At 35.5% G+C, this 25734-nt stretch carries 40 protein-coding genes and 2 pseudogenes; 15 read left to right on the top strand and 27 right to left on the bottom strand.

Annotation, left to right across the window (positions count from 1 at the left end):
* Nucleotides 1–5 precede the first annotated feature (5 nt).
* Nucleotides 6–494, bottom strand: a complete 489-nt coding sequence (accB, locus tag ACQKNR_RS03595) for an acetyl-CoA carboxylase biotin carboxyl carrier protein (RefSeq protein ID WP_427315417.1) — start codon at nucleotides 492–494, stop codon at nucleotides 6–8.
* Nucleotides 495–964: 470 nt separating this feature from the next.
* On the opposite strand from accB, the gene ACQKNR_RS03600 reads away from it, so the two are divergent.
* Nucleotides 965–1162 (top strand): DNA recombination protein RecO, encoded by a 198-nt coding sequence (locus ACQKNR_RS03600; protein ID WP_427315419.1) that lies wholly within the window; start codon nucleotides 965–967, stop codon nucleotides 1160–1162.
* Nucleotides 1163–1273: 111 nt separating this feature from the next.
* Here ACQKNR_RS03600 and ACQKNR_RS03605 read toward each other — a convergent pair whose 3' ends face one another.
* Genes ACQKNR_RS03605 through ACQKNR_RS03645 form a run of 9 tightly spaced genes read right to left on the bottom strand, consistent with a single transcriptional unit; the run spans nucleotide 1274 to nucleotide 6798 of the window.
* A complete protein-coding gene (locus ACQKNR_RS03605) occupies nucleotides 1274–1933 on the bottom strand; it encodes a SpoIIIAH-like family protein (RefSeq protein ID WP_427315420.1) in 660 nt (219 codons plus the stop codon).
* A 15-nt stretch (nucleotides 1934–1948) separates the two neighbouring features.
* Nucleotides 1949–2611 carry a stage III sporulation protein AG gene (gene spoIIIAG / locus ACQKNR_RS03610; protein ID WP_427315422.1) on the bottom strand — a complete coding sequence of 221 codons (663 nt, stop codon included), beginning with the start codon at nucleotides 2609–2611 and terminating at the stop codon, nucleotides 1949–1951.
* Nucleotides 2601–3233: a stage III sporulation protein AF gene (gene spoIIIAF, locus ACQKNR_RS03615; RefSeq protein WP_427315424.1), complete on the bottom strand. Its 633-nt coding sequence runs from the start codon at nucleotides 3231–3233 to the stop codon at nucleotides 2601–2603. Before spoIIIAF ends, spoIIIAG begins: the two co-directional genes overlap by 11 nt.
* 12 nt (nucleotides 3234–3245) lie before the next feature.
* Nucleotides 3246–4418, bottom strand: a complete 1173-nt coding sequence (gene spoIIIAE, locus ACQKNR_RS03620) for a stage III sporulation protein AE (RefSeq protein ID WP_427315425.1) — start codon at nucleotides 4416–4418, stop codon at nucleotides 3246–3248.
* A gap of 10 nt (nucleotides 4419–4428) precedes the next feature.
* Nucleotides 4429–4812 carry a stage III sporulation protein AD gene (spoIIIAD, locus tag ACQKNR_RS03625; protein ID WP_080743374.1) on the bottom strand — a complete coding sequence of 128 codons (384 nt, stop codon included), beginning with the start codon at nucleotides 4810–4812 and terminating at the stop codon, nucleotides 4429–4431.
* A 23-nt stretch (nucleotides 4813–4835) separates the two neighbouring features.
* The gene (spoIIIAC, locus tag ACQKNR_RS03630; protein WP_000020914.1) at nucleotides 4836–5039 is read right to left on the bottom strand and encodes a stage III sporulation protein AC; all 204 of its coding nucleotides are present in this window, start codon (nucleotides 5037–5039) and stop codon (nucleotides 4836–4838) included.
* A 14-nt stretch (nucleotides 5040–5053) separates the two neighbouring features.
* A complete protein-coding gene (gene spoIIIAB / locus ACQKNR_RS03635) occupies nucleotides 5054–5569 on the bottom strand; it encodes a stage III sporulation protein SpoIIIAB (RefSeq protein WP_427315426.1) in 516 nt (171 codons plus the stop codon).
* Nucleotides 5563–6489 (bottom strand): stage III sporulation protein AA, encoded by a 927-nt coding sequence (gene spoIIIAA, locus ACQKNR_RS03640; RefSeq protein WP_427315428.1) that lies wholly within the window; start codon nucleotides 6487–6489, stop codon nucleotides 5563–5565. The genes spoIIIAB and spoIIIAA overlap by 7 nt, the downstream gene beginning before the upstream one ends.
* Before the next feature lie 27 nt (nucleotides 6490–6516).
* Nucleotides 6517–6798, bottom strand: a complete 282-nt coding sequence (locus ACQKNR_RS03645) for a YqhV family protein (protein WP_029443283.1) — start codon at nucleotides 6796–6798, stop codon at nucleotides 6517–6519.
* 191 nt (nucleotides 6799–6989) lie between these two features.
* Between ACQKNR_RS03645 and ACQKNR_RS03650 the strand changes: the two genes are divergently transcribed.
* Together ACQKNR_RS03650 and ACQKNR_RS03655 are read left to right on the top strand one after the other, a co-directional pair.
* Complete coding sequence (locus tag ACQKNR_RS03650; protein ID WP_427315431.1) at nucleotides 6990–7568, top strand: GNAT family N-acetyltransferase; 579 nt, start codon at nucleotides 6990–6992, stop codon at nucleotides 7566–7568.
* Nucleotides 7549–7869 carry a hypothetical protein gene (locus tag ACQKNR_RS03655; RefSeq protein WP_427315433.1) on the top strand — a complete coding sequence of 107 codons (321 nt, stop codon included), beginning with the start codon at nucleotides 7549–7551 and terminating at the stop codon, nucleotides 7867–7869. Before ACQKNR_RS03650 ends, ACQKNR_RS03655 begins: the two co-directional genes overlap by 20 nt.
* 35 nt (nucleotides 7870–7904) lie before the next feature.
* Here ACQKNR_RS03655 and efp read toward each other — a convergent pair whose 3' ends face one another.
* Genes efp through ACQKNR_RS03675 form a run of 4 tightly spaced genes read right to left on the bottom strand, consistent with a single transcriptional unit; the run spans nucleotide 7905 to nucleotide 10531 of the window.
* Entirely contained in the window at nucleotides 7905–8462 is a 558-nt protein-coding gene (efp, locus tag ACQKNR_RS03660) for an elongation factor P (RefSeq protein WP_427315435.1), read from the bottom strand.
* A gap of 21 nt (nucleotides 8463–8483) precedes the next feature.
* Nucleotides 8484–9545, bottom strand: a complete 1062-nt coding sequence (gene pepQ / locus ACQKNR_RS03665) for a Xaa-Pro dipeptidase (RefSeq protein WP_427315437.1) — start codon at nucleotides 9543–9545, stop codon at nucleotides 8484–8486.
* 4 nt (nucleotides 9546–9549) lie between these two features.
* Nucleotides 9550–9990 carry a type II 3-dehydroquinate dehydratase gene (aroQ, locus tag ACQKNR_RS03670; RefSeq protein ID WP_427315439.1) on the bottom strand — a complete coding sequence of 147 codons (441 nt, stop codon included), beginning with the start codon at nucleotides 9988–9990 and terminating at the stop codon, nucleotides 9550–9552.
* A gap of 52 nt (nucleotides 9991–10042) precedes the next feature.
* A complete protein-coding gene (locus tag ACQKNR_RS03675; RefSeq protein WP_427315441.1) occupies nucleotides 10043–10531 on the bottom strand; it encodes a YqhR family membrane protein in 489 nt (162 codons plus the stop codon).
* Nucleotides 10532–10775: 244 nt separating this feature from the next.
* Between ACQKNR_RS03675 and ACQKNR_RS03680 the strand changes: the two genes are divergently transcribed.
* Together ACQKNR_RS03680 and ACQKNR_RS03685 are read left to right on the top strand one after the other, a co-directional pair.
* Nucleotides 10776–11696: a DUF1385 domain-containing protein gene (locus ACQKNR_RS03680; protein WP_427315443.1), complete on the top strand. Its 921-nt coding sequence runs from the start codon at nucleotides 10776–10778 to the stop codon at nucleotides 11694–11696.
* A 79-nt stretch (nucleotides 11697–11775) separates the two neighbouring features.
* Entirely contained in the window at nucleotides 11776–12177 is a 402-nt protein-coding gene (locus ACQKNR_RS03685) for an SA1362 family protein (RefSeq protein WP_427315445.1), read from the top strand.
* Here the strand turns inward: ACQKNR_RS03685 and ACQKNR_RS03690 are convergent.
* The 3 genes and pseudogenes from ACQKNR_RS03690 to ACQKNR_RS03700 all read right to left on the bottom strand — a co-directional run.
* Complete coding sequence (locus tag ACQKNR_RS03690) at nucleotides 12174–12836, bottom strand: HAD family hydrolase (protein WP_427315447.1); 663 nt, start codon at nucleotides 12834–12836, stop codon at nucleotides 12174–12176. The genes ACQKNR_RS03685 and ACQKNR_RS03690 overlap by 4 nt on opposite strands.
* Nucleotides 12837–12889: 53 nt before the next feature.
* Nucleotides 12890–13318, bottom strand: coding sequence for a transcriptional regulator MntR (gene mntR / locus ACQKNR_RS03695; RefSeq protein ID WP_427315448.1), 429 nt, complete (start codon nucleotides 13316–13318; stop codon nucleotides 12890–12892).
* Nucleotides 13319–13463: 145 nt separating this feature from the next.
* Nucleotides 13464–13757: pseudogene (locus ACQKNR_RS03700) on the bottom strand (spore photoproduct lyase family protein); the annotation flags it as partial.
* Between the two features lie 148 nt (nucleotides 13758–13905).
* Here ACQKNR_RS03700 and ACQKNR_RS03705 point away from each other — a divergent pair.
* The 4 genes from ACQKNR_RS03705 (at nucleotide 13906) to ACQKNR_RS03720 (ending at nucleotide 16634) form a co-directional block, all read left to right on the top strand.
* Entirely contained in the window at nucleotides 13906–14223 is a 318-nt protein-coding gene (locus ACQKNR_RS03705) for a PadR family transcriptional regulator (protein WP_427315450.1), read from the top strand.
* Nucleotides 14224–14228: 5 nt separating this feature from the next.
* Entirely contained in the window at nucleotides 14229–14915 is a 687-nt protein-coding gene (locus ACQKNR_RS03710) for a DUF1129 family protein (protein ID WP_427315452.1), read from the top strand.
* Between the two features lie 7 nt (nucleotides 14916–14922).
* Complete coding sequence (locus tag ACQKNR_RS03715; RefSeq protein ID WP_427315454.1) at nucleotides 14923–15591, top strand: DUF1048 domain-containing protein; 669 nt, start codon at nucleotides 14923–14925, stop codon at nucleotides 15589–15591.
* A 200-nt stretch (nucleotides 15592–15791) separates the two neighbouring features.
* Nucleotides 15792–16634 carry a hypothetical protein gene (locus tag ACQKNR_RS03720; RefSeq protein WP_427315456.1) on the top strand — a complete coding sequence of 281 codons (843 nt, stop codon included), beginning with the start codon at nucleotides 15792–15794 and terminating at the stop codon, nucleotides 16632–16634.
* 28 nt (nucleotides 16635–16662) lie between these two features.
* On the opposite strand, the gene ACQKNR_RS03725 is transcribed toward ACQKNR_RS03720, so the two are convergent.
* The gene (locus ACQKNR_RS03725; RefSeq protein WP_427315458.1) at nucleotides 16663–17499 is read right to left on the bottom strand and encodes a lipoate--protein ligase family protein; all 837 of its coding nucleotides are present in this window, start codon (nucleotides 17497–17499) and stop codon (nucleotides 16663–16665) included.
* A 170-nt stretch (nucleotides 17500–17669) separates the two neighbouring features.
* Here ACQKNR_RS03725 and ACQKNR_RS03730 point away from each other — a divergent pair, with 170 nt between their 5' ends.
* Nucleotides 17670–18053, top strand: a complete 384-nt coding sequence (locus ACQKNR_RS03730) for a rhodanese-like domain-containing protein (protein ID WP_427315460.1) — start codon at nucleotides 17670–17672, stop codon at nucleotides 18051–18053.
* Between the two features lie 37 nt (nucleotides 18054–18090).
* Here ACQKNR_RS03730 and ACQKNR_RS03735 read toward each other — a convergent pair whose 3' ends face one another.
* Entirely contained in the window at nucleotides 18091–18651 is a 561-nt protein-coding gene (locus tag ACQKNR_RS03735; RefSeq protein WP_427315462.1) for a DNA polymerase III subunit delta, read from the bottom strand.
* Nucleotides 18652–18944: 293 nt separating this feature from the next.
* On the opposite strand from ACQKNR_RS03735, the gene ACQKNR_RS03740 reads away from it, so the two are divergent.
* From ACQKNR_RS03740 to ACQKNR_RS03760, 5 genes are all read left to right on the top strand, one after another.
* A complete protein-coding gene (locus ACQKNR_RS03740; protein ID WP_427315464.1) occupies nucleotides 18945–19922 on the top strand; it encodes a LacI family DNA-binding transcriptional regulator in 978 nt (325 codons plus the stop codon).
* Between the two features lie 96 nt (nucleotides 19923–20018).
* Nucleotides 20019–20600, top strand: a complete 582-nt coding sequence (locus ACQKNR_RS03745) for a TetR/AcrR family transcriptional regulator (RefSeq protein ID WP_427315466.1) — start codon at nucleotides 20019–20021, stop codon at nucleotides 20598–20600.
* Between the two features lie 71 nt (nucleotides 20601–20671).
* The gene (locus tag ACQKNR_RS03750; RefSeq protein ID WP_193410310.1) at nucleotides 20672–21004 is read left to right on the top strand and encodes a DMT family transporter; all 333 of its coding nucleotides are present in this window, start codon (nucleotides 20672–20674) and stop codon (nucleotides 21002–21004) included.
* A gap of 1 nt (nucleotide 21005) precedes the next feature.
* On the top strand, nucleotides 21006–21320 hold the full coding sequence (locus tag ACQKNR_RS03755; protein WP_000312623.1) for a DMT family transporter: 315 nt from the start codon (nucleotides 21006–21008) through the stop codon (nucleotides 21318–21320).
* 15 nt (nucleotides 21321–21335) lie between these two features.
* Nucleotides 21336–21593, top strand: a complete 258-nt coding sequence (locus ACQKNR_RS03760) for a DUF3975 family protein (RefSeq protein ID WP_427315468.1) — start codon at nucleotides 21336–21338, stop codon at nucleotides 21591–21593.
* Nucleotides 21594–21762: 169 nt separating this feature from the next.
* Here ACQKNR_RS03760 and ACQKNR_RS03765 read toward each other — a convergent pair whose 3' ends face one another.
* The 8 genes and pseudogenes from ACQKNR_RS03765 to ACQKNR_RS03800 form a co-directional block, all read right to left on the bottom strand.
* On the bottom strand, nucleotides 21763–21948 hold the full coding sequence (locus tag ACQKNR_RS03765) for a hypothetical protein (protein ID WP_427315470.1): 186 nt from the start codon (nucleotides 21946–21948) through the stop codon (nucleotides 21763–21765).
* A gap of 251 nt (nucleotides 21949–22199) precedes the next feature.
* Nucleotides 22200–22577, bottom strand: a pseudogene (locus ACQKNR_RS03770) (ABC-2 transporter permease); the annotation flags it as partial.
* A 23-nt stretch (nucleotides 22578–22600) separates the two neighbouring features.
* A complete protein-coding gene (locus ACQKNR_RS03775) occupies nucleotides 22601–23233 on the bottom strand; it encodes an ABC-2 transporter permease (RefSeq protein ID WP_427315471.1) in 633 nt (210 codons plus the stop codon).
* A gap of 14 nt (nucleotides 23234–23247) precedes the next feature.
* Complete coding sequence (locus ACQKNR_RS03780) at nucleotides 23248–23916, bottom strand: ABC-2 transporter permease (RefSeq protein WP_427315473.1); 669 nt, start codon at nucleotides 23914–23916, stop codon at nucleotides 23248–23250.
* Complete coding sequence (locus tag ACQKNR_RS03785; protein ID WP_427315475.1) at nucleotides 23897–24769, bottom strand: ABC transporter ATP-binding protein; 873 nt, start codon at nucleotides 24767–24769, stop codon at nucleotides 23897–23899. Before ACQKNR_RS03785 ends, ACQKNR_RS03780 begins: the two co-directional genes overlap by 20 nt.
* 5 nt (nucleotides 24770–24774) lie before the next feature.
* Entirely contained in the window at nucleotides 24775–25149 is a 375-nt protein-coding gene (locus tag ACQKNR_RS03790; RefSeq protein ID WP_427315477.1) for a GntR family transcriptional regulator, read from the bottom strand.
* 116 nt (nucleotides 25150–25265) lie between these two features.
* On the bottom strand, nucleotides 25266–25457 hold the full coding sequence (locus tag ACQKNR_RS03795; RefSeq protein ID WP_000535934.1) for a hypothetical protein: 192 nt from the start codon (nucleotides 25455–25457) through the stop codon (nucleotides 25266–25268).
* Nucleotides 25458–25527: 70 nt separating this feature from the next.
* Nucleotides 25528–25731: a DUF3929 family protein gene (locus ACQKNR_RS03800; protein ID WP_427315809.1), complete on the bottom strand. Its 204-nt coding sequence runs from the start codon at nucleotides 25729–25731 to the stop codon at nucleotides 25528–25530.
* Between the last annotated feature and the right edge of the window lie 3 nt (nucleotides 25732–25734).

Here is a 25734-nt window from a genome sequence, read left to right on the forward strand (position 1 = left end):
CCTTATTACGCTTTTACAAGAAATAGCGGTTGTCCATACTCAACAAGCTGTCCGTTATTAACAAGAATCTCAACAATTTCGCCCTCTACATCAGCGTCAATTTCGTTAAATAACTTCATAGCCTCGACAATACATACGATAGAATCTTTCGATACTCTATCCCCAACACTTACATATGGAGGTGTATCAGGTGAAGATGAAGCATAGAATGTACCTACCATCGGTGATGTAATTTTATGTAGGTTTTCATTTTGAACAACTTTTTTCTCTTCTTGTTTTGGTGCTTCTACTTGTGCTGCCGCTACTGTTGTTTCAACTTCCACAGGTACTACTGGTTGCATGGCTTGTTTCGCTACAGGTGCTTGCACAGCAACAACTTCATTACCACGCTTTTTCATTTTGATTGTTGTTCCGTCTTTTTTGTATTCAAATTCATCAATATTAGAACTATCAATTAATTTAATTAATTCACGAACTTCTTGAATTTTAAACATGTAAAATCCACTCCCATACTCTTGTTTGTCCCGTTTTTACAGATTCTCATCACTAAAACTAGATTGACTGTAAAAATACGATGTATTCTATTAGAAAATTCACTTCATTTACTAATAGAAATATTTACTATTCCCATCTTACGATAAATTTTTTAAACATTCCAATTTATATTTCTTTATAATAAATCGAAACTCCTGTAAAAATATTATTCCACTAAAAATTTATTACCTAGTAATAATACCAAGTTTCACACGAAATTGGCAAGACCACTTCCTAAAAAACATTCTTTACTTTTTCAAAACGTTACACAGTAAAACACATCATTCCCTCTCCACCCTTCACCTCATCTATGACCAATAACATATTTTTACCAAATATTATTTTTTTGTTTACACGCCGTTCATCATTCCTTCATATAAGAATAGTATGTTCAAAGTGTAGAAAATATATTGTATTGAGGTGTGGACATATGATATGGCTCATTCTCTTCTTACCTGCCGTAATGGTCTGGGCATTCGTTCTTTTCATCCACGTCAAATCCGGAAAAAGTAATCATCATTACCATGAACCGCTAATCTTTTACTCACAACGTATTTCTCCGTTCCGAGTTGAACATAGTAAAGACAACTACAAAGACGAAATAGAAAAAAGCTATCGAAAAAGATAGCTTTTTTCTATTAACATTTTTATTTAAGTACTCTATTTTGCTATTTGCAGGGCATTTGATTGTTAAAAGCTATTAATCCGCGGGGGAATTCCCCGCGGATTAAAGTTTTACTTATTTTGCCGGTGGATCAAATTTTACACCTACATCTTTTGATCCACCCTCACTTCTTACAAGCTGAATAATTTTATTCGCTTCTTTCTGTGAATGCTTTGCCGCTTTAACAGTTACTCTAATGTCAGTACCATCAGCTCTTACAAGGGCATCTTGATATCCTCCTTGAGACTTAATTACTGTCTCAAGTAATTCTTGCTTCGTTTCCATTGTAGTGATTGCATCAAAATTATCTTTTGCTTTACTCTTTTCTGTCGCTGAAGATTTTGAAGAATTCATCACTTCTTGTAATCTTGCTTTCTCTTCACTACGCTGATCTTCCATTTGCATACGTAGTGCTGTGAAATTTTCATCACTTGATTGAACGGTTACATTAGCCTCTTTTTTACTTGTTTCTTTTTTAGCATTCTCTTTTTTGTCTGTTTCTTTATTTGTTTCTTTATTTGATGTTTCCTTGCTTGTATTTTCTTTTTTTGGAGTCTCTTTAGGTGTTTCGTTTGTTACTGCTTTATCAGTACCTTGTTTTTCTTGTCCAATCTTTTCACCTGTTGTTGTTGGTGCTGCTGTATTCATTTTGTCTGGAGTTGTTACGTAATACACAGATAGTACAACAACTAAACTTAACATCGTTAATAGCCAAACCGTTTGTTTTTTTAACACTTTATTTCCTCCCTATCAATTTTTCGGTGAAACTGAAACGCGATAGGCTGGTACATCTAGCAGCCGTATCACAGCTTCTTTTACCATTGCTTTAACTTGTATATTATCCACTCCCTTTGCTACGACAAGAACACCTCGTACTTCCGGTTTCTCTGTTCGTAAAACAACGGGAGTTTCTTTATCACCTTCACGTATAATGACAGTCTTTTCATCAAGAGACTCATCCTCTACTTCCCTCTTACCGCCTGTTTTATCTGTTTCACCTGTTTTTTGTGAACGTTTCACTGTATTTTTTTCTAATATTTTTTCCTCAGATGAATCTAGATTCACTTTAATCGTTACGTCTTTTACTCCTGCTATTTCTTCTAGAGCTGCTTTTAATTCTTGTTCATACGCTTTTTCATATTTTTCTACATTTGACATACTATCGTTACTTTTTTGTCCAAAAGTTGGTACGTCTTTTTCTTGATTTTGAGTTTTTTGTTCTTTAAATACAGGTACTTCTTCTTTTTTACCTGAAAAGAAATTACTAGAAAACATAAGCAAAATCCCAAGTATGAGTAGGACAAGTAAAAACTTAGGTGTTACCTTTTTCCCCTTCTCAGTGCTTTCTTTTTCATCCCCATTCAATAAGTTTCGAAAAAATGAGAACTTCGAATTTTTATCTTTATTGTCCATTTACTCTACCTGTCCTCCCTTCCATTTGAACTTGGATTTGTTTATCCTCTAGTTGCCACCTGCTTGAAAAGAAATCTTTCATTTCTACATTCGTTTCTTCTACTTTTTTTGGAGGCTCTTTCGTGTTAATTTCAATTGGCTTTACTGTTTCGATTGCGTCATTTTTACTACGTTCTTTTTCCTTCAACGTCACAACAACTGATTGAATATCTTTTGCTGTCTTTACTTCTTTTGCACTTTCCGCTGCAACTATTTGTATTTCAGAGACTGTCATACCATACTTTTTCTCAAACTCTTTCCCTACTTCTTTTTTCATTTTGGTAGCCATCTCTTCTAAACTATATGCACGTGTTAGAGCTTGTATTTCTTTTTTCTTTGAATCTATTGAATTTTTTACAGATCCTTCTGCTACGTACTTTTCGTCATTAAAATTTGCGATTACTTCATTTACATCTGTTTGTAATAGTTTAAAAAGAGGTGTTAAAATTAATACAACTAATAAAAGACTTACAACGAATTTAACATATTTTTGCAAATTCGAATTTGGAAGAATAAGATGAAGCATTGTCGCTAAGAGTAAAAAAACAATAATATTTCTAATCCACTCTGTAACATATTGCATACTCTTCACCCCCTATCGCATCATAAGTGTAATGTTCCCCGCAGCAATAATAATTGTGATACTTAAAAAGAACATAAACGATACGATAGCTAAGCAAGCAAATACATAAATAATGCTTCGTCCAATGATATCTAAGCATTGAATAATTGCTCCGCCGCCAACTGGTTGCAATACTGCTGCTGCGAATTTATAAATAAACGCGATGCAGAAAATTTGAATCGCTGGAAAAGCGACAATTAAACATAAAATGACGAGCCCGATAATTCCGACTGTGTTTTTTAATAATCCTGATGCGCTAATTACAGTATCCGCCGCCTCTGTAAACATCCTTCCTACTACTGGAATAAAGTTCCCTGTTACAAATTTAGCAGTTTTCACAGCTATTCCATCAGCAACAGCTGTCGCTGTTCCCTGTACAGATAATACCCCTAAAAAAATCGTTAAGAAGATACCGATAACCCCAACGCTAACGTTTTGCAGAAGCTTGGACAATTTCGTAACTTTATATTGATCGCTCATCGTACTTACAATACTTAATATAGTTGCAAGTAATAAAAGTGGTAGAACGATATAATTCATAAGAAGCCCACTCGTATTCATTAAGAAAATGATAATCGGATGAAAAAACGACACAGATACAACACCGCCCCCAGTTGCTATAAGCGCTAGTAAAATTGGCAATAGTGCTAATATGAAATCTACCATTGTTTGTATCGTTTCTCTTGCATACGTCATGACGACATAAAAACTATTTAAAGCGAAAATAATAAGTACCATATATACAACGGCATCAGCAATTTTACTTATGCTACTTTTTGAAAAAGCAGATTGCAGTGATTGCAACAATGCACTAAAGATTGTGAGCATAATGAGCGTTCCAAGTAACTTTCCATTTGCAACAAGTTCGTGAAATAAATATTTTAATAACCCTATCATCCACTCTTTTATGGAGAATTCTTTTTCTCCCTTTACAAACTCCATAAAACTTCCTTTTTGACTCTCTGGCAAATAGCCTCCATACTTTGTAACAAGCCCGTCCCAAAACTGCTTCACATCTTCAATTCCGAGCTTATCCAATTGTTGATCAACGACGTTTGTTTCTACAGGAGAAGCTTGTACAACAACTGGTAAAGAAAAGAAAAGGAAGCAAGCAAATAGCAGCTTAGCTCCAAACCTCCTCAACATTCACTCCCCCTTATCCCGTCGGTAAAAATCCGAGAATAGTTTCAATTACAACCGTCAAAATAGGAATTGCCATAACAAGAATTAAGATTTTCCCAGCTAATTCAATTTTTGAGGCGATTGCACCTTGACCAGCGTCTTTTGTAATTTGCGCTCCAAACTCAGCAATATAAGCAATCCCAATAATTTTCAGTAACGTTTCTACATAGACGTTGCTAACTTTCGCTTCACTCGCTACTCTCTCAATCATTTGTAAAATAGAGTGAATTTGATCGATTAAAAGAAGAAACATTACACTACCTATGAACACAATAAATAACGATGTAATGCTAGATTTATGCTGGTTCAAAACAGCTGCTAAAAACGTAGCAACGAGGCCTAATCCGACAATTTGTATAATTTCGATTCGAACCGCCTCCTTTACTGGAAGAGAAAGACACTTTTAATCTTGTCGAATAGAGTATTAATTAAAAATGCAACATGAAATAAAATGACGACAAAACCGACAAGGATAACCCAATTTGCAATATCCTCACGCTTTAATTCTTTTAGTACGGTATGAATGAAAGCTAAAACAATGCCGATTCCGGCGATTTGAAATATTAATCCAACATCAATGGACATCGCCTTTCTCCCCCCTATAGCAGTAAAATTACGATAAGTAGCCCCGCTAGTACTCCTAAGCTCTTGATCATTTTTTCGTATTGCAGTTGTAATGCTTTCGCTTCTCCTTCTTCTCTCTCCAAATGTGTAATACATAAGCGAATATGTTTTTGTTGTGATTCACGATCATGTTGCCCGAGCGTTTCACCAAATTGCTGCAAAATTTCATACTCGGTTTGTTGAAATGCTGTTAACTTCCAGTTTTCTTTCAGACTATCTATCCAAGCTTCTCTTACTGTTTGTTCCCCGCTTTCTAGTCTTCTAGCGAAACTTTGAAATATCCAATTTAACGGCTTCGGCATTTGTTTAACTAATCGCTCGGCAGCTTCAGATAAAGGGGTATGCCCATACATAATTTCTGCTTCTAATGATTGAAGTGCTGATTTTAACAATCTAAGTTGCCGCGGTCTCTCACTGTATCTTTTAGCGTATGAAAACCCGAAAAAGGTGCTGACAGCAACTATTAACACTGCACCGATTATTTTCACCATACGCCTTGCGCCTTTCTATGAGGTAGTACCGAATTTCCGTATCTATCTTTCACTTGCATCACCGTTCCTGGCCCTCTCGCCTTTGACAACTCCACAAAACGATCAAACACGCCAAGTTCCAGCACCGCCTTTAGCGATGGACGTTTTACAACATCTTCATACGAAAAGCCGTGTGCACTGATAAAAAGCTGAACCCCCGCATGCACGGCCTCCATAATCGCTTCACTATCTTCTTTACGTCCAATTTCATCGACAATTAAAATATCAGGACTCATAGAACGAATCATCATCATCATGCCTTCAGCCTTTGGACAAGCATCTAATACATCTACTCGTGTGCCAAAGTCATATTGCGGGATTCCTTTCACGCAGCCAGCAATTTCTGAACGTTCATCAACAATCCCCACTTTACAAGAAGGAATTTTCGAAGCACTTACACCTTGACTCATGCAGCGTGCTACATCTCTTAGGAGTGTTGTCTTTCCTGTTTGTGGTGGACCAATTACCATCGTGTTCAACCATCGTGACTCATACAAATATGGTAGAAGCGGCTCAGAAATCCCTATTTTTTGACGAGCAATACGGATATTAAATGAAGAGACATCACGAATCATTTTCACTGTACTTTTTTCTGTAATGACTTTTCCCGCTAGGCCAATTCTATGTCCCCCTCGGAGTGTCACATACCCACGTTTCAATTCCTCTTCCATCGTATAAATTGAGAATTGGCTTAACTTATTCAATAAGTAAATAGCATCTTCTGCTGTAGTAACATAGTCATAAAAAAATACCTCGCCATGTGCAATACACTCTAGCGGTCTCCCAATTCGAACACGAATTTCCTCTAAAGCATCGTATTGCTTACATCCTTCCACTAACAGTTTCATCGTTTTCGGTAAAACTTCTAATACCTCTTTCATCAGCTTCTCCCCACTATACTCGACTTACTATTTCAGTAATGCGATAAAAATACAGAAAATTCCAAGGGCTAGAAAAAAGAGCTTCAAGAAAGAAATCTCACTTGCTACACTCGCTATCCCAATTGTCATTGTTAAAATTAATACGGTTGGTCCGACAAACGCTAACATACCATTTATAAACAATGCTTTCTTCGCATCATTCACATAAAGCATAAGCAAAGCAGCAAATATTTCCGCACTACCCGAAAATAACCGAAGTGCTCCCATAACAAGTACGGATGTTTCCATTGCCGCTAGCCACTGTTTCATTCTCCCACCTTCTCCCGTAACGATTACTAATTTCGTATCCTAGAAAAGAATATATTTGTACAACCATATGCAGAGGTTGTCTATTTCAGAAGTAAAAACATAATTTTTCTCTACCACTCTCATTAAATCTGAATATTCTTATTACTATTGCGGTATTTTATGGTACATTTAATAAAAAAGGAGTATAGACGATGCAACGAGTTACTTTATTACCACTCGATTTACGATATGCAAATGTGATCTTCGAGCTATCAAGTAATCCACATGTAAAAAATGCACTAGGAATAAAAGTAGAAAAGCTTGAAGATACAAAAGCATTCATTCTATTTGCACTAGAAGAGGAACGAAAAAATCACTCCCTATCTAGAGTGATCATAAATGAAACAAATGAAATAATTGGCCTAACTACGCTTAAACATATTAATGATGAGAAGAAGCAATCCCACATTGGCAGCTGGCTTGGTTATCCGTACTGGGGAAAAGGCTATAACGAAGCTGCTAAAAAAGAAATCTTTAAAATCGCCTTTTTAGACTTACAACTTTCATACGTATTTGCTGGTGCTAAAACGAATAATATCCGCTCGTTAAAAGCACAAGAAAAACTACCTTATATTTCATTGCATGTGGAAAACAAGTTTCCAGACGAACACGCTGCACTAGAGAAAGAAGTAAAGTCACCTTGCTCTCTGCATGTCGTGTCACGTGAAAATTTTTTAAACTGGTTGGAATTACAGAGTGAGGAGGAAAAATATGAAGGCATTGAAAATTAGTTTAACCTTTGTAGTAGAATTAGCTCTTATTTATCTTTTTTCATTATTGGTTGGTTGGTCATTTATGGAGAGCTTTTTCCTTGGCAGTTTAGCTATATTTGCAATTACATGGTTAATTATTATGAGTAACCACAGAAACAACATTACAGATCACGCAGTAAGTAAGGCATTAACTGGCGTTGAGACTGGTGAAATAAAACCATTTCAAATCGTTTTCACACCATACATAGCGGGTACTCTTTCACTTGTCTTAGTTAGTTTTGTTATAACTGCCATTTACTATTTACCTTATTTCCTATAAAAAAAGCACTCGTGATAATCACGAGTGCTTTTCTACTATGCACGAGAAACGTATTTACCTTCACCAGTGTTGATGATAAGCATTTCGCCTTCGTTAATGAAGATCGGTACTTGTACAACAAGACCAGTTTCTAATGTAGCTGGTTTTGTTACGTTAGAAGCTGTGTCGCCTTTAATACCAGGCTCTGTTTCTGTAACTTGTAATTCAACAGTATTTGGAAGTTCAACACCAAGTACTTCACCTTGGTATGTCATGATTGCTACTTCCATGTTCTCTTTTAGGAATTTAAGTTCGCGCTCGATTTGGTTTTCGCCAAGTTCGATTTGCTCATAAGTTCCGTTATCCATAAATACGTGAGACTCACCGCTCGCGTATAAGTATTGCATACGACGGTTTTCAATGTGCGCTTTTTCTACTTTCTCACCCGCACGGAATGTTTTCTCCTGAACAGATCCTGTGCGAAGGTTACGTAGTTTAGAACGAACGAATGCAGCACCTTTACCTGGCTTTACGTGTTGGAAATCAAGTACTTGCCAAAGGGCATTGTCCACTGAAATTGTTAAACCTGTACGAAAATCGTTTACTGAAATCATGTAAAAAAATCCTCCTGTGTATTACAAAATAATAAGTTCTTTTGGTGATTTCGTGATTACTTCATTACCTTCACTCGTTACAATGATATCATCTTCAATACGTACGCCGCCAATACCTGGAATATAAATACCTGGTTCTACTGTTACAGCCATACCTGGTTCAAGTACTGTATCAGAACGGAACGCTAAACCTGGTGCTTCATGGATTTCAAGACCGATTCCATGACCGGTAGAATGTCCGAAGTATTCACCGTATCCTTTTTCCGTTATGTAATCACGCGTTAGTGCATCCGCTTCACGGCCTGTTAAACCAGCTTTAATACCGTTCACACCACGTAATTGTGCTTCTAAAACGATATGATAAATTTCTTTTAATTTATCAGATGGTTCACCGACTGCAATCGTACGAGTAATATCAGAACAATATCCTTTGTAATAAGCGCCGAAGTCTAATGTAACGAAATCTCCTTTTTCTATCACTTTTTCAGATGCCACGCCGTGCGGTAATGCCGAACGAAGACCTGAAGCAACGATAATATCAAACGAAGAAGATGTTGCTCCTTGTTTTCTCATGAAAAATTCAAGTTCATTTGACACTTCAATTTCAGATACTCCCGGGCGAATGAATGATAGAATATGTTCAAAGGCAGCATCTGCAATCTGTGCAGCTTCCTTTAATATCTTAATCTCTGAATCAGTCTTTATCAAGCGTAACTTTTCTACAAGTCCAGAAGTTGGGATAAATTCAGCATCGATCGCTTCTTTATGCGCTGAATAAGAACTATATGTAAGAGTATCTTGCTCAAAGCCAAGCTTTTGAATTCCAAGGTCTTTTACTTGCTTTGCAACTTCATCAATGATTAATCCTGCGTGCTGTACAATTTCATATCCAACAGCTTGTTTACTAGCCTGCTCTACGTAACGGAAATCCGTAATAAATTGAGCACGCTCTTTCGAAATAAGTACAACACCGGCTGTTCCTGTGAAATTAGCCATATATCTGCGACTATGTTCATTTGTTAACAAAATACCGTCAATACCAGCCTCATCAAAGGCACTTCTTAATCTTTCGATTTTCTCCATTACTTTATGCCTCCCTCAATTTCTCCATTAATGCAAATAGCGCTAACTTATAGCCATAAAAACCAAATCCAACAATTTGTCCCGCACAAACAGCAGCCGTCACAGATTCGTGACGGAACGATTCACGCTGATGAATGTTAGAAATATGTACTTCAATAACAGGAATCGAAATGCTCGCAATTGCATCTCGAATCGCATAGCTATAATGCGTAAATGCTCCAGGATTTAAAATGATTCCTTCATATATATCTTCAGCCTCATGAATGATGTCAATAAGAGCACCTTCATGATTTGATTGGAAACATTCTAACTCCACTCCCATTTTTTCTGCTTCTTGCTTCATATCTGCTTCAAGTGTCGCTAGCGTACCCTTCCCATATACATTTACCTCACGAACACCGAGGCGATTTAGGTTAGGACCGTTTACGAGGAGTAACTTTTTCATATTCTTAAAACTCCTTACTATTAAATATCTATACAATATTTTAACATAGGAGTTACTTATTTGAATAGTTTGTCTTCTCTCCCCCTTCTTGCTCGGCTTTATTGCTATTTACTGCGTAGGAAACGGAGTATGCAATAAACACACCGTACAATATAAAAATACATATTGTCGTCACAATCGTCCCTTTCGGCAAATGAAACGCACTTTTAATAACAGGTGCCATTAAACCCATTCCAAAAAACAGTAACACCCACCAAAATAGCCCATAAATAATCCCTGGAACAATTCCTTCAAATCTCGCCAAAAACGCTTTATATAAAAAGGCAATTAAAATTGAAAGAAGTCCCATACAAACAATTCCTGACAGATTGCCCCATACCCCTTCTTTCCAACTCCCAAACGCAAATGGTAAAAGCAAATAATTTGGTCCCGCTTCCGTGAATGAAAAAATATGAAGGAAATACCATATCCCTCCCCAAAAGATTCCACCAAATAAACCGATCTGCACAAAATTCCTTGTTCCTAATTGTTCTTGACTCACATCGACACCTCCGCTCAATAGTATGCCCGAAACTATTTTGAAGCATGTTTAAATACTGCGAAATTTGTCTATAAAAAGAATAAGAAATGTCCGACTCTCGTAATATTTTTCCTTGTCATCTACTTGTATTTGTCGATAAAATAAAGGAAACTCGGTGATTGTCTTATTTCAAAACGACAGAACCCAGTATGACAATTGCCTCTTTTTCTACATAAGAGAGAAACAAATACAGGTTGGTGTTAACATGGCAGAAGAGTCAAAACAAATATATGGCGGGCAAGCGGTCATAGAAGGAGTTATGTTTGGTGGTAGAGAATATACTGTTACAGCGGTTCGTCGTAAAGATAAGTCGATTGAATTTTATCGGTTACCACGCGTTCGTAATAAAGCATTATCTATCCTAAAAAAAATTCCATTTTTACGAGGAATTGCCGCTATTGTGGATGCAAGCGCGAATGGAGCAAAGCATTTAAACTTCGCTTCAGAACGATTTGATGTCCACCCAGAAGAAGATGAACAAATCGCAAATAAAAAAGAAGAACAATCAAAATTAACGATGGTATTAGGAGTTGCAGCAGTTGGCGTTTTATCTTTCATATTCGGTAAAGTCATTTTCACAGCAGTTCCTGCACTATTAGCTGAACTAACGAGACCGATTTTCCCATCTCATACTGGGCAAATCATTGTCGAAAGTGTCATTAAGCTCATGCTATTATTGAGCTATATATACTTTATTTCTTTAACCCCACTGATTAAACGGGTGTTTCAGTATCACGGTGCGGAGCATAAAGTAATCAATGCTTATGAGAATAATCTTCCTATGACTGTAGAAAATGTTCAAAAGCAAACCCGCCTCCATTATAGATGTGGTAGTAGCTTTATTATATTTACAGTCATTATTGGAATGTTTGTTTATTTCCTCGTCCCTACAGATCCGCTTTGGGCAAGGGTAGTAAACCGAATTTTATTAATTCCGGTTGTTCTCGGCATTTCGTTTGAAGTGTTACAATTTACGAATCGATTGCGAGATATTCCTGTATTACGCGTACTTGGATATCCTGGATTATGGCTGCAACTATTAACGACGAAAGAACCAACAGATGATCAAGTGGAAGTCGCTATCGCATCGTTTGAAGAATTATTACGTTTAGAAAATAAACAATAATTATTTAAAAATGGTGTTCAACTCCTCTCCTCATCGTTAATATACTAATTTTAATATATGTTTTTAGGAGGTGTTCCTTATGAACGGTCGTTCGTTTACTTTCGCTATATTTGTGCTTATTATCGGATTAGCAATATTCGGCCTTGTTTCATCTGTAATTACAAATCCAATGGGTGTATTAAGAAATATCGGGTACATGTTACTTGTTGTCGGTATCTTTTACTTGCTATACAAGATGTTTACAAATTCCAGTGGTTCTGCAAATTCGCAAAGCTCATATAAGCGCGCTGCCAAACAATCGAACCGCAAACATGGGAAACAAAATGTAGCACCCCTAAGCAATTCTTTCTTTAAGTCAAACGCTTCTAATGACAAGAGTAAAAAAGGAAATTCTTCCACTTTGAAGCGAAAAAGAAAACAATCTCATTTAACTGTCATTGAAGGTAAAAAAAGCAAAAAGAAAGACCGTGCTTCCTTTTAGGAAATACGGTCTTTTTTTATACTTTGAAGTACTTCTTTCAAACTTTTATCTCTCATACTTTCAATTCGAAGATGATGATTTTCAAATGGTAAATTTCTTGTCACATCATTAGGCACAACGACGCATTTTAATCCTGCTGCAATCGCTGCTTTCAATCCATTTAATGAATCTTCAAATACAACAGCTTCAGACGGCTCAACTCCTAATTCCTCTATCGCAACTCGGTAAAGTGCTGGATCTGGTTTTACCTTCTCAACATCTTCTCTCGTTTTAATTACTTCAAAATAATCTCGAATCTGTAGTTCTTCTAAAAAACGAATAACCCATTCTCTAGATGAACTAGAAGCTAATGCGATTTTCAATCCCATTCCTTTCGCTTCTTCTAAATATTCTTTTACCCCGTCACGCGCTTTTGGCATTTTCATTTTTTCTTTATGTAAAGTCGTCACCTTTTCTTTTAGTGCATGCTCATTAAACTTCTCTTTTAATTGCTCATTTAAATATGCATAAAGCACATCATCTGTCGTTCCAATACATTTCGCAAACTCCTCTAAAGGTAACTCTCCGCCGTACTCACGAACAGCGTCTCTGAAAGAGTGAAACCATATTGTTTCTGTGTCCACAATTAATCCGTCAAAATCAAAAATAATTGCTTTCATGATTCTCCCGTCCTTTTCGATTGAAATAAAAAAGGAAACGCCATACGTTCCCCTTAATTACTTTTCTCTTCATTTGCTTTTTGAACACCACGTAGTGTTTCCACTCGAACTTTATCTTGTTCAAAGTATTGTACTAAATCACCGATGCGGTCAATTGCTTCCCAACTTAAATGATGTTCAATTCCCTCTACATCATTGTAAATCTTGCTTTCATCCACACCGATAATACGCATAAATTGCTCTAGCAAGTCATGACGATATACGAGACGTTCTCCGATTTTTTTACCTTTTGATGTTAATACAAGCCCTCTATATTTTTCATAAATTAGATATTCGTCTTTGTCTAATTTTTGCACCATTTTTGTTACAGAGGATGGATGTACACTAAGCGCTTCAGCAATATCAGATACGCGGGCATAACCCTTTTCATCAATCAACAAATAAATTTGTTCAATATAATCTTCCATACTAGGGGTAGGCATCGGTTTCCTCCATCCAATTTCATTTTGCTTATTCCGTACGAAGCAATCAATAAAATGATACACCAGAAAGAATAACGTGACAAGGTGGAAACGAGCCTAAATATATAAAACAAAAAAAGAATCTGTATCCGCATACAGACTCCCCTTAAGTAAAATATTGAATTTCTGCATCAGGAAAATACTCATGTATATAACCTTTTATTGTTTCTTCCAATACGTCTGCATCATCTTTTTGATATACATATTTCCCAATGCCGTATCGACCCCATTTATATTTTCGCTTCTCTTCATCCATTTCAAGTTTGGTATTCTGATAACGATCTTGAATAACCTTTTTTGCTGGTTTTGTAAAACGATGTTAAATGAATTCAAACGTTAAATTTGGTATCGTCATATCTTCCAACGTATTGTACAGTCGCTCAAATAATTCGCGGTATCCCCCCTTTCGTTAGTATGAGAAGTAAAGAAAAATTAACACACATTAATGTTTTCCACCTCAGTACCTTGCCTTACAAGTTACTGGATGTTATAATTTGGATACCAGCTACCTTGCACAACAAGTTACCTGAACAAAAGGTGGTGAAATCATGCACAGTCAAATGTTAAAAGGTGTACTCGAAGGTTGTATTCTATACATCATTTCGCAAGAAGAAGTGTACGGATATGAGCTAAGTACAAAATTAAATAAACACGGCTTTACATTCGTAAGCGAAGGTAGCATATATCCTTTATTGTTACGTATGCAAAAAGAAAAGCTGATTGAAGGAACATTAAAAGCCTCCTCACTCGGTCCAAAGCGAAAATATTATCACGTAACCGATAAAGGATTAGACCAGCTTGAAGAGTTTAAAAAGAGCTGGGGAATGGTTTCTACAACGGTGAACAACTTATTACAGGGGGAGTGATGGGGATGAATGCGAAAGATTTAATCGAACTAAATAACCAAAAGCGTAAATTATTAACTACAGAAAACGAAACCTTATATAGTGACATATTAATATATATCCGCTTAGCTAAAGTGCCAGAATACCAAGCAGAAGAACTGCTAATTGAAATTCTAGATCACCTTATTGAAGCTCAACAAGAAGAAAAAAGTGCTTATGATATTTTTGGCGACGACTTACAGGCGTATTGTGACGAGCTCATTGCCGCCCTACCAAAGCAAAGTTTATGGGAACAATTATCGATTCCTTTATTTATAACTTGTTACCTGTTAGCAATATACTTTGCTATTTCGTCCGTAATTGCATTTGTATTACCCTTATTTTCGAATGAAGCACGTTTTAAATTTATACACATTGATTTCATCTTTCTATTCGTATTTACTATATCCATACATCTTGTCATACGTTTCATATTCGACTTTATCAATACCGACTTATTTAATAAATCAACAAACATTTTGAAACATATAGGACATTTCTTTATACGACATAGCACTTGGATACTATTCATCGGTATTCCCTTTTTATTTATAAAAAAGCCCTATACTACTTTGCAAATTTCACCTTGGATTGGCGCTTTACTTGCCATCTCTTGCTATGTACTATATAAAATTTTTTTCAAAAAAGAATACTTTAACTTTAAAAAGGAGTAACTAGGTTATGACCGAAAAAGAAATGGTTAAGTTAAACAATAAAAAAAGAAAGTTATTAACACCTGAAAACGAAGCTGCTTATGGTGATATGCTTATTTACTTACGCTTTACTAGCGTTCCGCAAAAGCAAATGGAAGAGTTGCTATTAGAAATATTGGACCATCTTTTAGAAGCTCAAGAAAATGGTAAAAATGCACATGATATTTTCGGAGAAGATTTAAAATCTTACTGTGATGAATTAATTAACTCTTCAGAACATCAAAATTCTTTCCAACAAGCTGCCGTTATTGGATTTGCAGTTAGTTTATTATTAACTATTCAAATTGGATATGATACATTCACTACTCTTATACAAAAACTATTTACAAATACAAATCACTCAGGAATTCCATTTAGTATTCCTGGAACAATATTATCTGCTATCGTTTTAACACTTGGTGCTTTCATAACTTTTTCGTTATTCAGACGTTTTTCTTTTACAATACTCGTATCTTGGAAACAAAAAGTACTGCTCTTATTATCAGTGTTCATACCTTTTGTTTTATCTGTTTTTTCAAACGTATTTTTTAAAACACAACCGTACTTATTTTATAATTTATCTATTTGGCAAGGTACTCTTGTGACACTTTCTTTTTATATTCTATACAAATTTTTATATAAAACATCTAAATTTTAACAGCCTTTCAAAAGGCTGTTTTTCTTCTGTCTAATTTTACAAATTGAAAAATTTCATAAAGAAAAAAAGAAAAATGCAAAATAATTAAAGTTAATTGTTGACGTGATGCTTTTATTATCGGTATCATAAATCTTCGTGAGCAATTATTTTTCGTTATACGATTTTTTTATTATTACTGAATTTTTGAGAGGAGAAGTTTAATGTCAGTTAAGAAGAAAACGCAAGTACGCACCGGCAAAATGGTACGTGAACTAATGTTAGCAGACGAAGATGTAAATGCTTCGCTGATTATGGTATATAGTGAAAACGGTGTAAACGCAGAAATTAAAATCGAGGGCTTAACGCCGAAATGTAACGAAGAATTATTTTTGAGCGGAAACGTGGATTGGAACAAGAGTGTTATTTATAAAATTGTTGATTTCACTGGAAACGCTGAAGTTGGTAAAGTTACATTAACAGCTATGAACAAAAACAATGTTTCTCTAGAAATTGAACGCGTTATGTGGAGTAAAGAAAATAAAGAAGCAGCTGAGCAAGAAGAGACACCTGTAGAAGCGGCACCGAAAAAAGAAGTAGTTGTAGAAGGTCCAAAAGCAGTTACACCTGCTCCTAAGCCTGTTACGCGTTTAGAAACACCTGCTGTAGCACCTAAGCCTACTCCGGTACCAACACCGAAACCAGTAAGTGTAGAAGCGGCTGTAGAACTATCTACTCCAGCACCTGTGAAAAAAGAAGTACCTACTCCAGTTACAAAGCAAGAGACAGCGCCGGTTTCTCCTGTAAAACCGAAACAGCCTGCTTTGACTGAAACAAACTCAAAACTACAAGAAAATTATGTTAAACTTGTGAAAAAAACAATTGAAGTTTGCCAAGATTACGAGCTTGGCATCGACATAGATGATTCTATTGAAAGCTTAAAAGAAGAACTACAAAGCCAAGGTATTAGCGTTACATTCGACAAAGAAATTATGGACGTTGTAAATCGCCTTCGTTCTTTACAAGATAAAGGAATCAAAGTAGAAAAAGTACTTAATTTACTATAAAAAAATAAGAGGTGGCAATCGCCATCTCTTATTTTTTATAATTCCATTCATCACTTTCATACTTTTCTTTCGCTAATGTTTGAACTTCATGTAACTGTTCTTCTGTTAATTCATACGGTACAAGCTCTATGTCCAATCCTTTTTCAAACCCAACTTCAAACGCTTTAATTAACTGTTCAATCGTAAATGTACGGTCCGTCAATTCATTAATTGCTACCGCTTTAGAAGAAAACATACTCTTCATACGCTCTTTTACACGTTCATTTGGGAATAAAAATAGATCGTATAGTTCATCCAAATCTATTTCTAATGGAATCGAGCCGTGCTGTAAAATAACACCTTTTTGACGTGTTTGCGCACTACCTGCGATTTTTCTTCCTTCTACTACAATTTCATACCAAGATGGTGCATCAAAACATACGCCCGAACGTGGATTTTTTAAATTTTCACGATCTGCTTCTGTTTTCGGAACTGCATAATATGCGTCTAATCCTAGCGCCTTAAAACCGTCTAATAACCCTTGTGAAATAACGCGATACGCTTCTGTAACTGTTTTTGGCATATTTGGATGATCTTCAGACACAATAACACTGTACGTTAATTCTTTATCATGTAGTACACCCCTACCGCCTGTTTGACGACGAACGAATCCATATTTCTTTTCGTTAACTATATCCATATTAATATCTTTTTCAACACGCTGGAAATACCCGACTGTTAATGTTGGTACTTCCCATTCATAAAAACGAATTGTTGGTGGCATTTTCTTTTCACTTTGCCAATTTAATAAACATTCATCTAACGCCATATTAAATGCCGGTGAACATTGACCAGAGTTAATATAACACCATTTTTCTTTTCCCATCCTGCACCTCATATAACCAATTATTTTTCACATTCTCTAGTCTACCAAATTCGACAATATTTGTGAAAGAATACGAAATTTCTTTGTATATACAAATGAATCTGTTGCATAAATACATATGGGCATTATAATATTGAAAGTAGGATAAGAAAAAAGGGAGCGATAGAATCGTGTCAACAACTTGGATTATTTTATTAGCCGTAATCGTAGCGTTCATCGGCTACACTGTATGGATGTATTTCTATCAGAAAAAATTAATTAAAACTCTTACAGAAGAAGAATTTCGCGCTGGCTACCGTAAAGCACAGCTTATCGATATTCGCGAAGCAGACGAATATAACGCAGGGCACATTTTAGGTGCACGTAACATTCCGTTATCACAAATTCGCCTTCGTCATAAAGAACTTCGTCAAGATCAACCTGTTTACTTATACTGCCAAAGCGGATTCCGTACAGGTCGTGCTGCTCAATACTTAAAAAAACAAGGCTACAAAGATTTTTATCAATTACAAGGTGGATTTAAGTCTTGGTCAGGCAAAATTAAAAAGAAATAACATACAAAAGAACTAGCTGCACGATGCAGCTAGTTCTTTATTTCATATTGTTCGCAATGTAAAATAAATTCTTTTTAATCGCGTCTACATCCCTTTCTTCTACATTACGATATAACAGCTGATATTCAATCCCTTTCTCTTTCCATATAAGCGTAGCAAATTCATCTCCTCTTTCGAAGTCGTCTTTATTTTTAAAATACGCAGATGCTCCATTATTCAATTTCATTTGTTCTTGAAATCGCTGCCCTTCCACGACATCCGGAAAACTATAAGAAAAGTTCGCAACATTTAGCTCAATATACTCATGTCTACCTTTCTCCTGTTGTTTATATTTAATCGTTAAGACAGCGTTCTTCTTTCCGATTGTTCTTACCTCACCCTTCACATCACTTGTTATGTCGTACGGTAAAAACGTCGGAACTTTAAACTTCACCGGAAAATATTTTGGAAGTTCCTTTAGCGGAATAGGATCCGTAACGTGATCCATAGCTCCACCTGTTGTCCCCACAAAGTTTTTTTCTTCTTGCATCGTTTGGTGAAACGAACACGAACTAAGCACTAGACTAGAAAACGCGAAACAAATGATTCTTTTTTTCAATTTGTTTCCGTCCTTTCATACCGCTCTCTTAACAAATCAAGCGTTTATATGCTCTTCATATTCGCCTCGTTATCAAACTCCTCCTTTGAAAACTTTCCACATTATTCTCACACATTATGACAAAACATTTTTCGCAAACAAAAAAGACCCCTATCACTCTTACGCCCAAATAATAAGGTTACGCGAATAAAAGGAAGCCTTATTTATAACATAAATTGTGAAAAGCTTTTCAGGTCAAGATTTTTTCCTTCTTAATTATTTTCCCTTTATAATAAGGGAAAGAGGTGATACATATGGCCAATATAAAACAAATTGCAAAAACTGCTGGTGTATCTATATCAACTGTTTCTCGCGTCCTTAATAATCACCCTTACGTAAAAGAAGAAAAGCGTAAGCGTGTTCTAGATGCCGTTGAAGAATTGAACTATGCAAAAAATATAAATGCTATTCATTTAATAAAGGGAAAAACATATACAATTGGTGTTATGCTCCCTTTCATTAATCTCCCATACTTTAGTACTATTATTGAAGGAATCGGAAACGAAGCGTTAGCAGCTGGGTATCACATTAATTTATGTCAAACAAATTACGATAGCATTGAAGAAATTCGTGTTCTTGAAATGATGAAAATGAAACAATTCGATGGGATGATTATTTGCTCTCGAACGAGTTCATGGGAACAAATTGAACCTTTCGCAAAATTTGCCCCTATTATTTCATGTGAAAAAATGAAGCATCCTCTCATATCGTCTGTTTACGTGGATCATTATGAAGGCTTCCGTATCGGTACTGCTTATTTATTAAGTAAAGGTCATGAAAAAATCGGGATTTGTTTAGCAAGAAAAACAAGTGTAAATTCAATCGAGCGTGAGAAAGCTTTTGCTGATACGCTGCGCCACGAAGGAAAGATAGTGAACCCTGATTGGATTTTTCATCAGTGCTATACGATGCAGGACGGGGCACAAATACTCCATCGTATTTTAAATATGGAAAACCGTCCAACTGCTATTTTCACAGCAAATGATCAAGTAGCTGCCGGTTTATTAACAGAGGCAAGAAAACATGGGATTCGCGTCCCTGAAGATCTCGCTATTTTAGGATTCGATAACCATGAAATTTCAAAGGCATTAGAAATTTCAACTATTGAGCATCCTGGCCTCACGATGGGATCACGAGCCTTTACCTTGTTCCATAAACAAATACAAGACGAACAAATAACCGGCAACTCAGAAGAACTTCCATTCCATTTAATTGAGCGGAAAACAATTTAAAAAGAGCGTTAACTATAGCGCTCTTTTTCAGTTCTTCACCTATTGACTTTGCATTGTTCATCTCATATAATGAACCTAACGAACGGTAGGTAGGGGATGAAAATGACAGCAAACCGCATTAAAGCTGTAGCACTTTCTCATTTCGCACGCTATGGCTACGAAGGAACTTCATTAGCAAATATTGCTCAAGAAGTCGGGATTAAAAAACCATCGATTTACGCACACTTTAAAGGAAAAGAAGAGCTATATTTTATATGCTTGGAATCCGCTCTTCAAAAAGATGTACAGAGCTTCACAGACGATATTGAAAAGTTTTCAACGTCATCTACAGAAGAACTTCTCTTAAATCTGTTACAAGGATATGCAAAACGATTTGGTGAAAGTGAAGAATCTATGTTTTGGTTACGAACTTCGTATTTTCCGCCTGATGCATTTCGCGAACAAATTATTGATAAGGCGAATACACACATCGAAAACATTAGAAAACTTTTATACCCTGTATTTAAAAGAGCAAATGACCAAGGGGAACTGCATAACATTGAAGTAAAAGACGCCTTAGAAGCTTATCTATGCTTACTAGATGGTCTTATGGTTGAACTACTATACGCAGGCTTAAATCGTTTTGAGACACGTTTAAACGCCTCTTGGAAAGTATTTTGGCGAGGCCTTTCAAACTGACGGATTGCTCCTTTGCAATGCGTCGTTTTTAAGCCCTTTACCTAACGACTGGTAGGAAGGAGAAATGACATATGGCATGGATTTATGTAATCTTAGCTGGTATTATTGAAATCTTTTGGGTAATTGGACTAAAACACGCGGAGGCACCACTTGAGTGGGCTGGTGTTGCTTTATTAATTGCAATTAGCTTCGTATTACTATTTAGAGCTTATAAAGATTTACCTGTTGGTACTGTGTACGCAGTCTTCACTGGAATTGGAGCTGGCGGAATCGTTCTTACAGAGATTTTCGTTTTTGGAGAGCCATTCTCTATTGTAAAAGTATTATTAATCGGTTTAATCTTCTTCGGCGTAATCGGCTTAAAACGAGTAACAGAAGAAAAAGAAGCAAAGGAGGCTGCATAAAATGGCTTGGGTATTTTTAATTCTAGCTGGTATTTGTGAAATTATTGGTGTACTCTTTATGAAAGTAGCCACCGAAAAGAAAGGCTGGGCACCAAAGGTTATTTTAATCGCAAACTTCGGCGTAAGCTTCTTCTTTTTATCCCTTGCGATGAACACATTACCAATGGGAACTGCTTACGCGATTTGGACTGGAATCGGAACTGCCGGAAGTGCACTTCTAGGCATTCTTATTTTCCGCGAATCAGCGGATTGGCGCCGACTTGCCTTCTTAAGCTGCATTCTATGCGGCGCTGTTGGCTTAAAACTATTAAGCTAACGTGAGGTGAATGTCATGTGGAAAGAAAAAGGAAAACAAATTTTAGCATGGATCATACTTGGGATCGCCATTCTATTGCAAATAAGTTTTCATATAATAGAGTGGTTGTTTCATAAAGTATTATCCATTCTTACATTCCTTCCTAACATGGCACTTGAAATTACATCTATCGTTTGGTCAATTATTGCCTCCATTACAATCGTCATTATATGGAGTATCGCCAAGCTATGGAATAAGTTATTTAAAAAGGACAGTTCTTCTGAAAAAGAGTAACTGTCCTTTTTTATCCCGCTATTTGCGGGCAGTAAGACTCCCACCTCAAAATTCGGCTGGAACGAAGAAGTTAGGTGGGGGATCAACTGCCCGTAAACGCCCGATTGGTTCAACTAATAATCAGCGGGGAATGGACAAAATCCCCACTGATTAAAGTTTCACTTTATATTCATTCAGATTTTCTATAGAAGTTTGATGTGATAAGACAAAGTACTCCAACTATGACAACACTCATACCAATCCCTTTATGCAAATTAGGAAATAGCGGTGGTATATCCGAATAAAAATTTGATACTATAAGACCAATTGAAAAAAATATTACCCCTATTCCAAATAACAATTTTCGTTTTCCCATCGTTCTCCCTCCTAAAATTTCTCATACCCTTCTTTCTTTTGGACATACTACCTAAAAAAAGGAGTGGATGATATGCAAAATTCTATACATAAACATATCCTATTTTTATTTTTCCTATTTCTCGCTCTCATCATCGTTTTCAGCTTTATATTACATACTCCGAAAGATGTTATACCGAATAGCCTCTCTATTTATAAACTCTTACTTTCATATTGTCGTTATTGAAGAAGGTGCCTTTTATGAGGCACCTTTTAAAATTCTCTTTTTTCATATAATCTCACTGAAACGAAGACCGATACTATGAACATGCATATTGAACTAACGAGCAATAAGCTATTATATAGTTGAATTTGTTCCAGATTGATTTGAAAGAACGTCTCCAAAATAACAATCGGCGCCATGAATATTAATATCGTAATAAAAACTATTTTTTTATATGCTAGCCAAAATGATATCGGTAAAACAAAGCTTAAATATACTAAAATAAAGCTAATACTCGCAACCATTGTCGTTTCAATAAATTCAAATAGGTTAACCCCATGCTTCATTTCCATCGTGAAACAACCGACCGTTACGCTTATAAAAAGAATAATAATTGCTACTATATACTTTGCAAATACAATTTGTTTTTATATTAGTCAAATTATAAGTATTAAAGCTCCTTCTCTTTAAAAATCGCAATCGAAAAAAGCATTGAGATAAAATAACTTAAACACGCCACTATACTTAACACACTTATAACTAGTAGCACATCCGAAGATCGAAAAAACATTAACATAAGCCTTTTGTCAGCAAATATATTGCACATAAATCCTAACAAACCTATTAGAGGAAAAAATATAATCACTCCAAGAATAATAACAGTTTGCTTATCCCCACTATATTTAATGGGAAGAACCATAACAGCATAAATAGCAGAAAAGAAAATGCCTATAAACAATGCATACCACGGAATATTTATATTATCTCTTAATACAAACACAGGCAATATAAAGAAAACGAATGTAACAATTAAACTGAATGTAATGAAAAATACTGTAGTTATATATTTTGCAATAACTATGTCATTCCTAGTAAAAGGTAAACTCACTAATATCTTTTCTGTGCGATTTTTTTCTTCAACTGATAAAGAGATTGAAATCATTAAAAGGCATAAAGCAAAACAAATATAAGCCAATTGAAATGGTTCTATAGAGTTTTGGAATGCACCATATATTGGCAATATTAAATAGATAAGAAACATTTTTCTTTGTAAGAAAAACTCTTTCAAAATCAATTGTTGCATGTTAATTCTCCTCTCTATAAATCACGCGTTCCATAAATTTTAATTGTAAGAAACATAGAGGCGATATATACACTAGCTAGTGTGATTAATCCAACTATGAATATGCCAAGATGTAATGGATTCATAATCCAATTTATAAATGATGGTGTTGCTTCGTTCAGACCGTCACTAATAAATATCCAAAGAAGTACACCAATCCCCATTGATGCTGTTGATACTATACTTCTTGCTGCCTTTGATTTTGTACCATAATAACTAGGGAAAACTGTCGCCACAAATACTAAAGAATAAATCGCTCCACTTATCAATACATACCATGGAATTTCAATATACAAATTAGGATGGTATGCACCGATATCACCAATAACAGCGATACCTCTTATAAGAAAAACAACTAACATAGTTGAAACTATCCCGCCTACAATAAATATTGCACAGGAAATATATCTAGCAATTATGATATCCTTTCGACTTACCGGTAAACTATTTATAATAATGTCACTTTTATTCCTTTCATCCATAACAATTAACGTCATAACGGAGGAAAGGGTTATAAATAGACAACTCATCGGAAATAACAATTCACCACTTGGCTCTAACATAAAGAACAACAGGGGCATAATAAGATTCACTAACCAAGTTACCCGAAAAAAGAATAAATCTTTATATATGAGCTGACGCATAGGCACCTCTCCCTTTCGCAGTGTACACGATAATATCATCTAATTTAGGTTTTTCTAATACAACCTCATTTCCAAACCAGTCTATAATTGCTTGTTTATCTTTTGCCAAACCTTCAAAACCAAATTTATTTTTTCGTAATCCAACAAATAACTCTTTTCCTTCTCGATCTAATAAATCATTACTTCCCTTTACGATTACGTAGTTCTCCATTAAGTCTTCTTTCTCACCAGTAAATATAATTTCTCCATCATTAATGAACGTAATATAATCTGCAATACGTTCTAGATCTGTTGTAATGTGCGTTGAGAATAATACAGACACTTCATCTTCCATTACAATTTCTTGTAACATATCAAGTAATTCGCTTCGAACAACCGGGTCTAATCCTGCGGTTGGTTCATCCATAATGATAAACTCTGCGTGGTGTGAAAGTGCGATTGCAATCGCAAATTTCATTTTCATCCCTTTGGATAGCTCTTTAATTTTTTTATACTTTGGAACTTGTAATCTCTGCATATACGATTGGTATTGATTTTCATCCCACCTTTTATATAACGGTGCAATAATACGCTTCATTTGTTCACACGTTAAATCTTCGTAGTAATGATTTTCATCATATACAAAACCGATATTTTGTTTTATTTCCTTTTCCGCTTTCTTATTGTCCTTGCCAAAAATTTTTATATCGCCGCTATCTTTTCTGATCAAATTCATAATCATTTTGATCGTCGTGCTTTTTCCAGCTCCATTTGGTCCGACAAATCCCATAATATATCCACGTGGTAATGTAAAACTTATATTTTTCACTGAGAAATCTTGATAACTTTTGCAAACGTTTTTTAGCTCCAACATCTTCCCTATTCCCCCTCATATAAAAACGCAATCATCTGCTGTAATTCTTCAAGTGAAAGCTGCAACAATTTACTTTCTTTCACAATTTCTTCGGCCTTACTTTCCAACAGACGTAAGCGCTGTTCTTTTAATAGTTCATTATTTTTACGTGAAACATAAGTCCCCTTCCCAGCAACAGTTTCTATATATCCTTCTTTTTCAAGCTCCTCGTACGCACGCTTCGTTGTAATTACACTAATTTGTAATTCCTTCGCTAAGCTACGAATAGACGGTAATTGGTCTCCACCTTTTAAACCACCATTTAAAATAAGTTGGCTTAATTGTTTCCTTATTTGCACATAAATAGGGTCTTGGGAAGAATTCGAAATAATAATATTCATGTTTTCCTCCAGTGTGTATATACTGTATATACTTTATATATACAGTATATACACACTACCCTATTTTTGGCAAGTAAAAAAGACCAACATTTTCCTGTTGGTCTTTCGTATATGTATCACTTTTCAAAGCGATCTAACATCTCGTCTCTCATTCCGAAACTAACTACCGCAATTCCTACATACATAAACAGAAGGAATGCCGGATGAACTGTGTTGTACCAGCTACTGTCAACAATTAAATAAATCGTTAAAGCTACAACAAGAACAAACGCTAAGATAAACATATAAAAGTGTCTTGTACTACCCATAATAAACTCCTCTCTTCTCACTACATCATTCAACATTATATTTTATCGAATAATTCGATATGACTCAAGGTTAACTTTCTGTTATGTAATCAAGTTCTACCTTTACGATGTTCTCACATGCTATTGAAATGATTGTTCCTTGTTTATCAATTGCCGTCACTTCTCTATTATCCATTACACGATGCGCTACTCTTTCTAACACTTTTCCTTGGTCTCGATAACAAAATTCTTTTACATCTTTAATTGTTTCTCCATTTTCTAAATGGTATACCATTCT

Source organism: Bacillus sp. NPDC094077 (genome assembly GCF_050279465.1).
GTDB lineage: Bacteria > Bacillota > Bacilli > Bacillales > Bacillaceae_G > Bacillus_A.

Coding starts and splice junctions, on each gene's coding strand:
- ACQKNR_RS03745 (WP_427315466.1), top strand. CDS start 20,019: ATGAAAATGACAGCAAACCGCATTAAAGCTGTAGCACTTTCTCATTTC.
- ACQKNR_RS03680 (WP_427315443.1), top strand. CDS start 10,776: ATGGCAGAAGAGTCAAAACAAATATATGGCGGGCAAGCGGTCATAGAA.
- accB (WP_427315417.1), bottom strand. CDS start 494: ATGTTTAAAATTCAAGAAGTTCGTGAATTAATTAAATTAATTGATAGT.
- ACQKNR_RS03705 (WP_427315450.1), top strand. CDS start 13,906: ATGCACAGTCAAATGTTAAAAGGTGTACTCGAAGGTTGTATTCTATAC.
- ACQKNR_RS03685 (WP_427315445.1), top strand. CDS start 11,776: ATGAACGGTCGTTCGTTTACTTTCGCTATATTTGTGCTTATTATCGGA.
- spoIIIAF (WP_427315424.1), bottom strand. CDS start 3,233: ATGCAATATGTTACAGAGTGGATTAGAAATATTATTGTTTTTTTACTC.
- ACQKNR_RS03760 (WP_427315468.1), top strand. CDS start 21,336: ATGTGGAAAGAAAAAGGAAAACAAATTTTAGCATGGATCATACTTGGG.
- ACQKNR_RS03725 (WP_427315458.1), bottom strand. CDS start 17,499: ATGGGAAAAGAAAAATGGTGTTATATTAACTCTGGTCAATGTTCACCG.
- ACQKNR_RS03790 (WP_427315477.1), bottom strand. CDS start 25,149: ATGAATATTATTATTTCGAATTCTTCCCAAGACCCTATTTATGTGCAA.
- spoIIIAA (WP_427315428.1), bottom strand. CDS start 6,489: ATGAAAGAGGTATTAGAAGTTTTACCGAAAACGATGAAACTGTTAGTG.
- ACQKNR_RS03645 (WP_029443283.1), bottom strand. CDS start 6,798: ATGAAACAGTGGCTAGCGGCAATGGAAACATCCGTACTTGTTATGGGA.
- ACQKNR_RS03785 (WP_427315475.1), bottom strand. CDS start 24,769: ATGTTGGAGCTAAAAAACGTTTGCAAAAGTTATCAAGATTTCTCAGTG.
- spoIIIAC (WP_000020914.1), bottom strand. CDS start 5,039: ATGTCCATTGATGTTGGATTAATATTTCAAATCGCCGGAATCGGCATT.
- ACQKNR_RS03690 (WP_427315447.1), bottom strand. CDS start 12,836: ATGAAAGCAATTATTTTTGATTTTGACGGATTAATTGTGGACACAGAA.
- efp (WP_427315435.1), bottom strand. CDS start 8,462: ATGATTTCAGTAAACGATTTTCGTACAGGTTTAACAATTTCAGTGGAC.
- ACQKNR_RS03650 (WP_427315431.1), top strand. CDS start 6,990: ATGCAACGAGTTACTTTATTACCACTCGATTTACGATATGCAAATGTG.
- spoIIIAB (WP_427315426.1), bottom strand. CDS start 5,569: ATGGTGAAAATAATCGGTGCAGTGTTAATAGTTGCTGTCAGCACCTTT.
- spoIIIAG (WP_427315422.1), bottom strand. CDS start 2,611: ATGGACAATAAAGATAAAAATTCGAAGTTCTCATTTTTTCGAAACTTA.
- ACQKNR_RS03780 (WP_427315473.1), bottom strand. CDS start 23,916: ATGCGTCAGCTCATATATAAAGATTTATTCTTTTTTCGGGTAACTTGG.
- ACQKNR_RS03740 (WP_427315464.1), top strand. CDS start 18,945: ATGGCCAATATAAAACAAATTGCAAAAACTGCTGGTGTATCTATATCA.
- ACQKNR_RS03600 (WP_427315419.1), top strand. CDS start 965: ATGATATGGCTCATTCTCTTCTTACCTGCCGTAATGGTCTGGGCATTC.
- ACQKNR_RS03800 (WP_427315809.1), bottom strand. CDS start 25,731: ATGGTATACCATTTAGAAAATGGAGAAACAATTAAAGATGTAAAAGAA.
- spoIIIAE (WP_427315425.1), bottom strand. CDS start 4,418: ATGTTGAGGAGGTTTGGAGCTAAGCTGCTATTTGCTTGCTTCCTTTTC.
- ACQKNR_RS03655 (WP_427315433.1), top strand. CDS start 7,549: ATGAAGGCATTGAAAATTAGTTTAACCTTTGTAGTAGAATTAGCTCTT.
- ACQKNR_RS03775 (WP_427315471.1), bottom strand. CDS start 23,233: ATGCAACAATTGATTTTGAAAGAGTTTTTCTTACAAAGAAAAATGTTT.
- ACQKNR_RS03710 (WP_427315452.1), top strand. CDS start 14,229: ATGAATGCGAAAGATTTAATCGAACTAAATAACCAAAAGCGTAAATTA.
- ACQKNR_RS03795 (WP_000535934.1), bottom strand. CDS start 25,457: ATGGGTAGTACAAGACACTTTTATATGTTTATCTTAGCGTTTGTTCTT.
- ACQKNR_RS03750 (WP_193410310.1), top strand. CDS start 20,672: ATGGCATGGATTTATGTAATCTTAGCTGGTATTATTGAAATCTTTTGG.
- pepQ (WP_427315437.1), bottom strand. CDS start 9,545: ATGGAGAAAATCGAAAGATTAAGAAGTGCCTTTGATGAGGCTGGTATT.
- ACQKNR_RS03765 (WP_427315470.1), bottom strand. CDS start 21,948: ATGGGAAAACGAAAATTGTTATTTGGAATAGGGGTAATATTTTTTTCA.
- ACQKNR_RS03720 (WP_427315456.1), top strand. CDS start 15,792: ATGTCAGTTAAGAAGAAAACGCAAGTACGCACCGGCAAAATGGTACGT.
- ACQKNR_RS03755 (WP_000312623.1), top strand. CDS start 21,006: ATGGCTTGGGTATTTTTAATTCTAGCTGGTATTTGTGAAATTATTGGT.
- aroQ (WP_427315439.1), bottom strand. CDS start 9,990: ATGAAAAAGTTACTCCTCGTAAACGGTCCTAACCTAAATCGCCTCGGT.
- ACQKNR_RS03715 (WP_427315454.1), top strand. CDS start 14,923: ATGACCGAAAAAGAAATGGTTAAGTTAAACAATAAAAAAAGAAAGTTA.
- mntR (WP_427315448.1), bottom strand. CDS start 13,318: ATGCCTACCCCTAGTATGGAAGATTATATTGAACAAATTTATTTGTTG.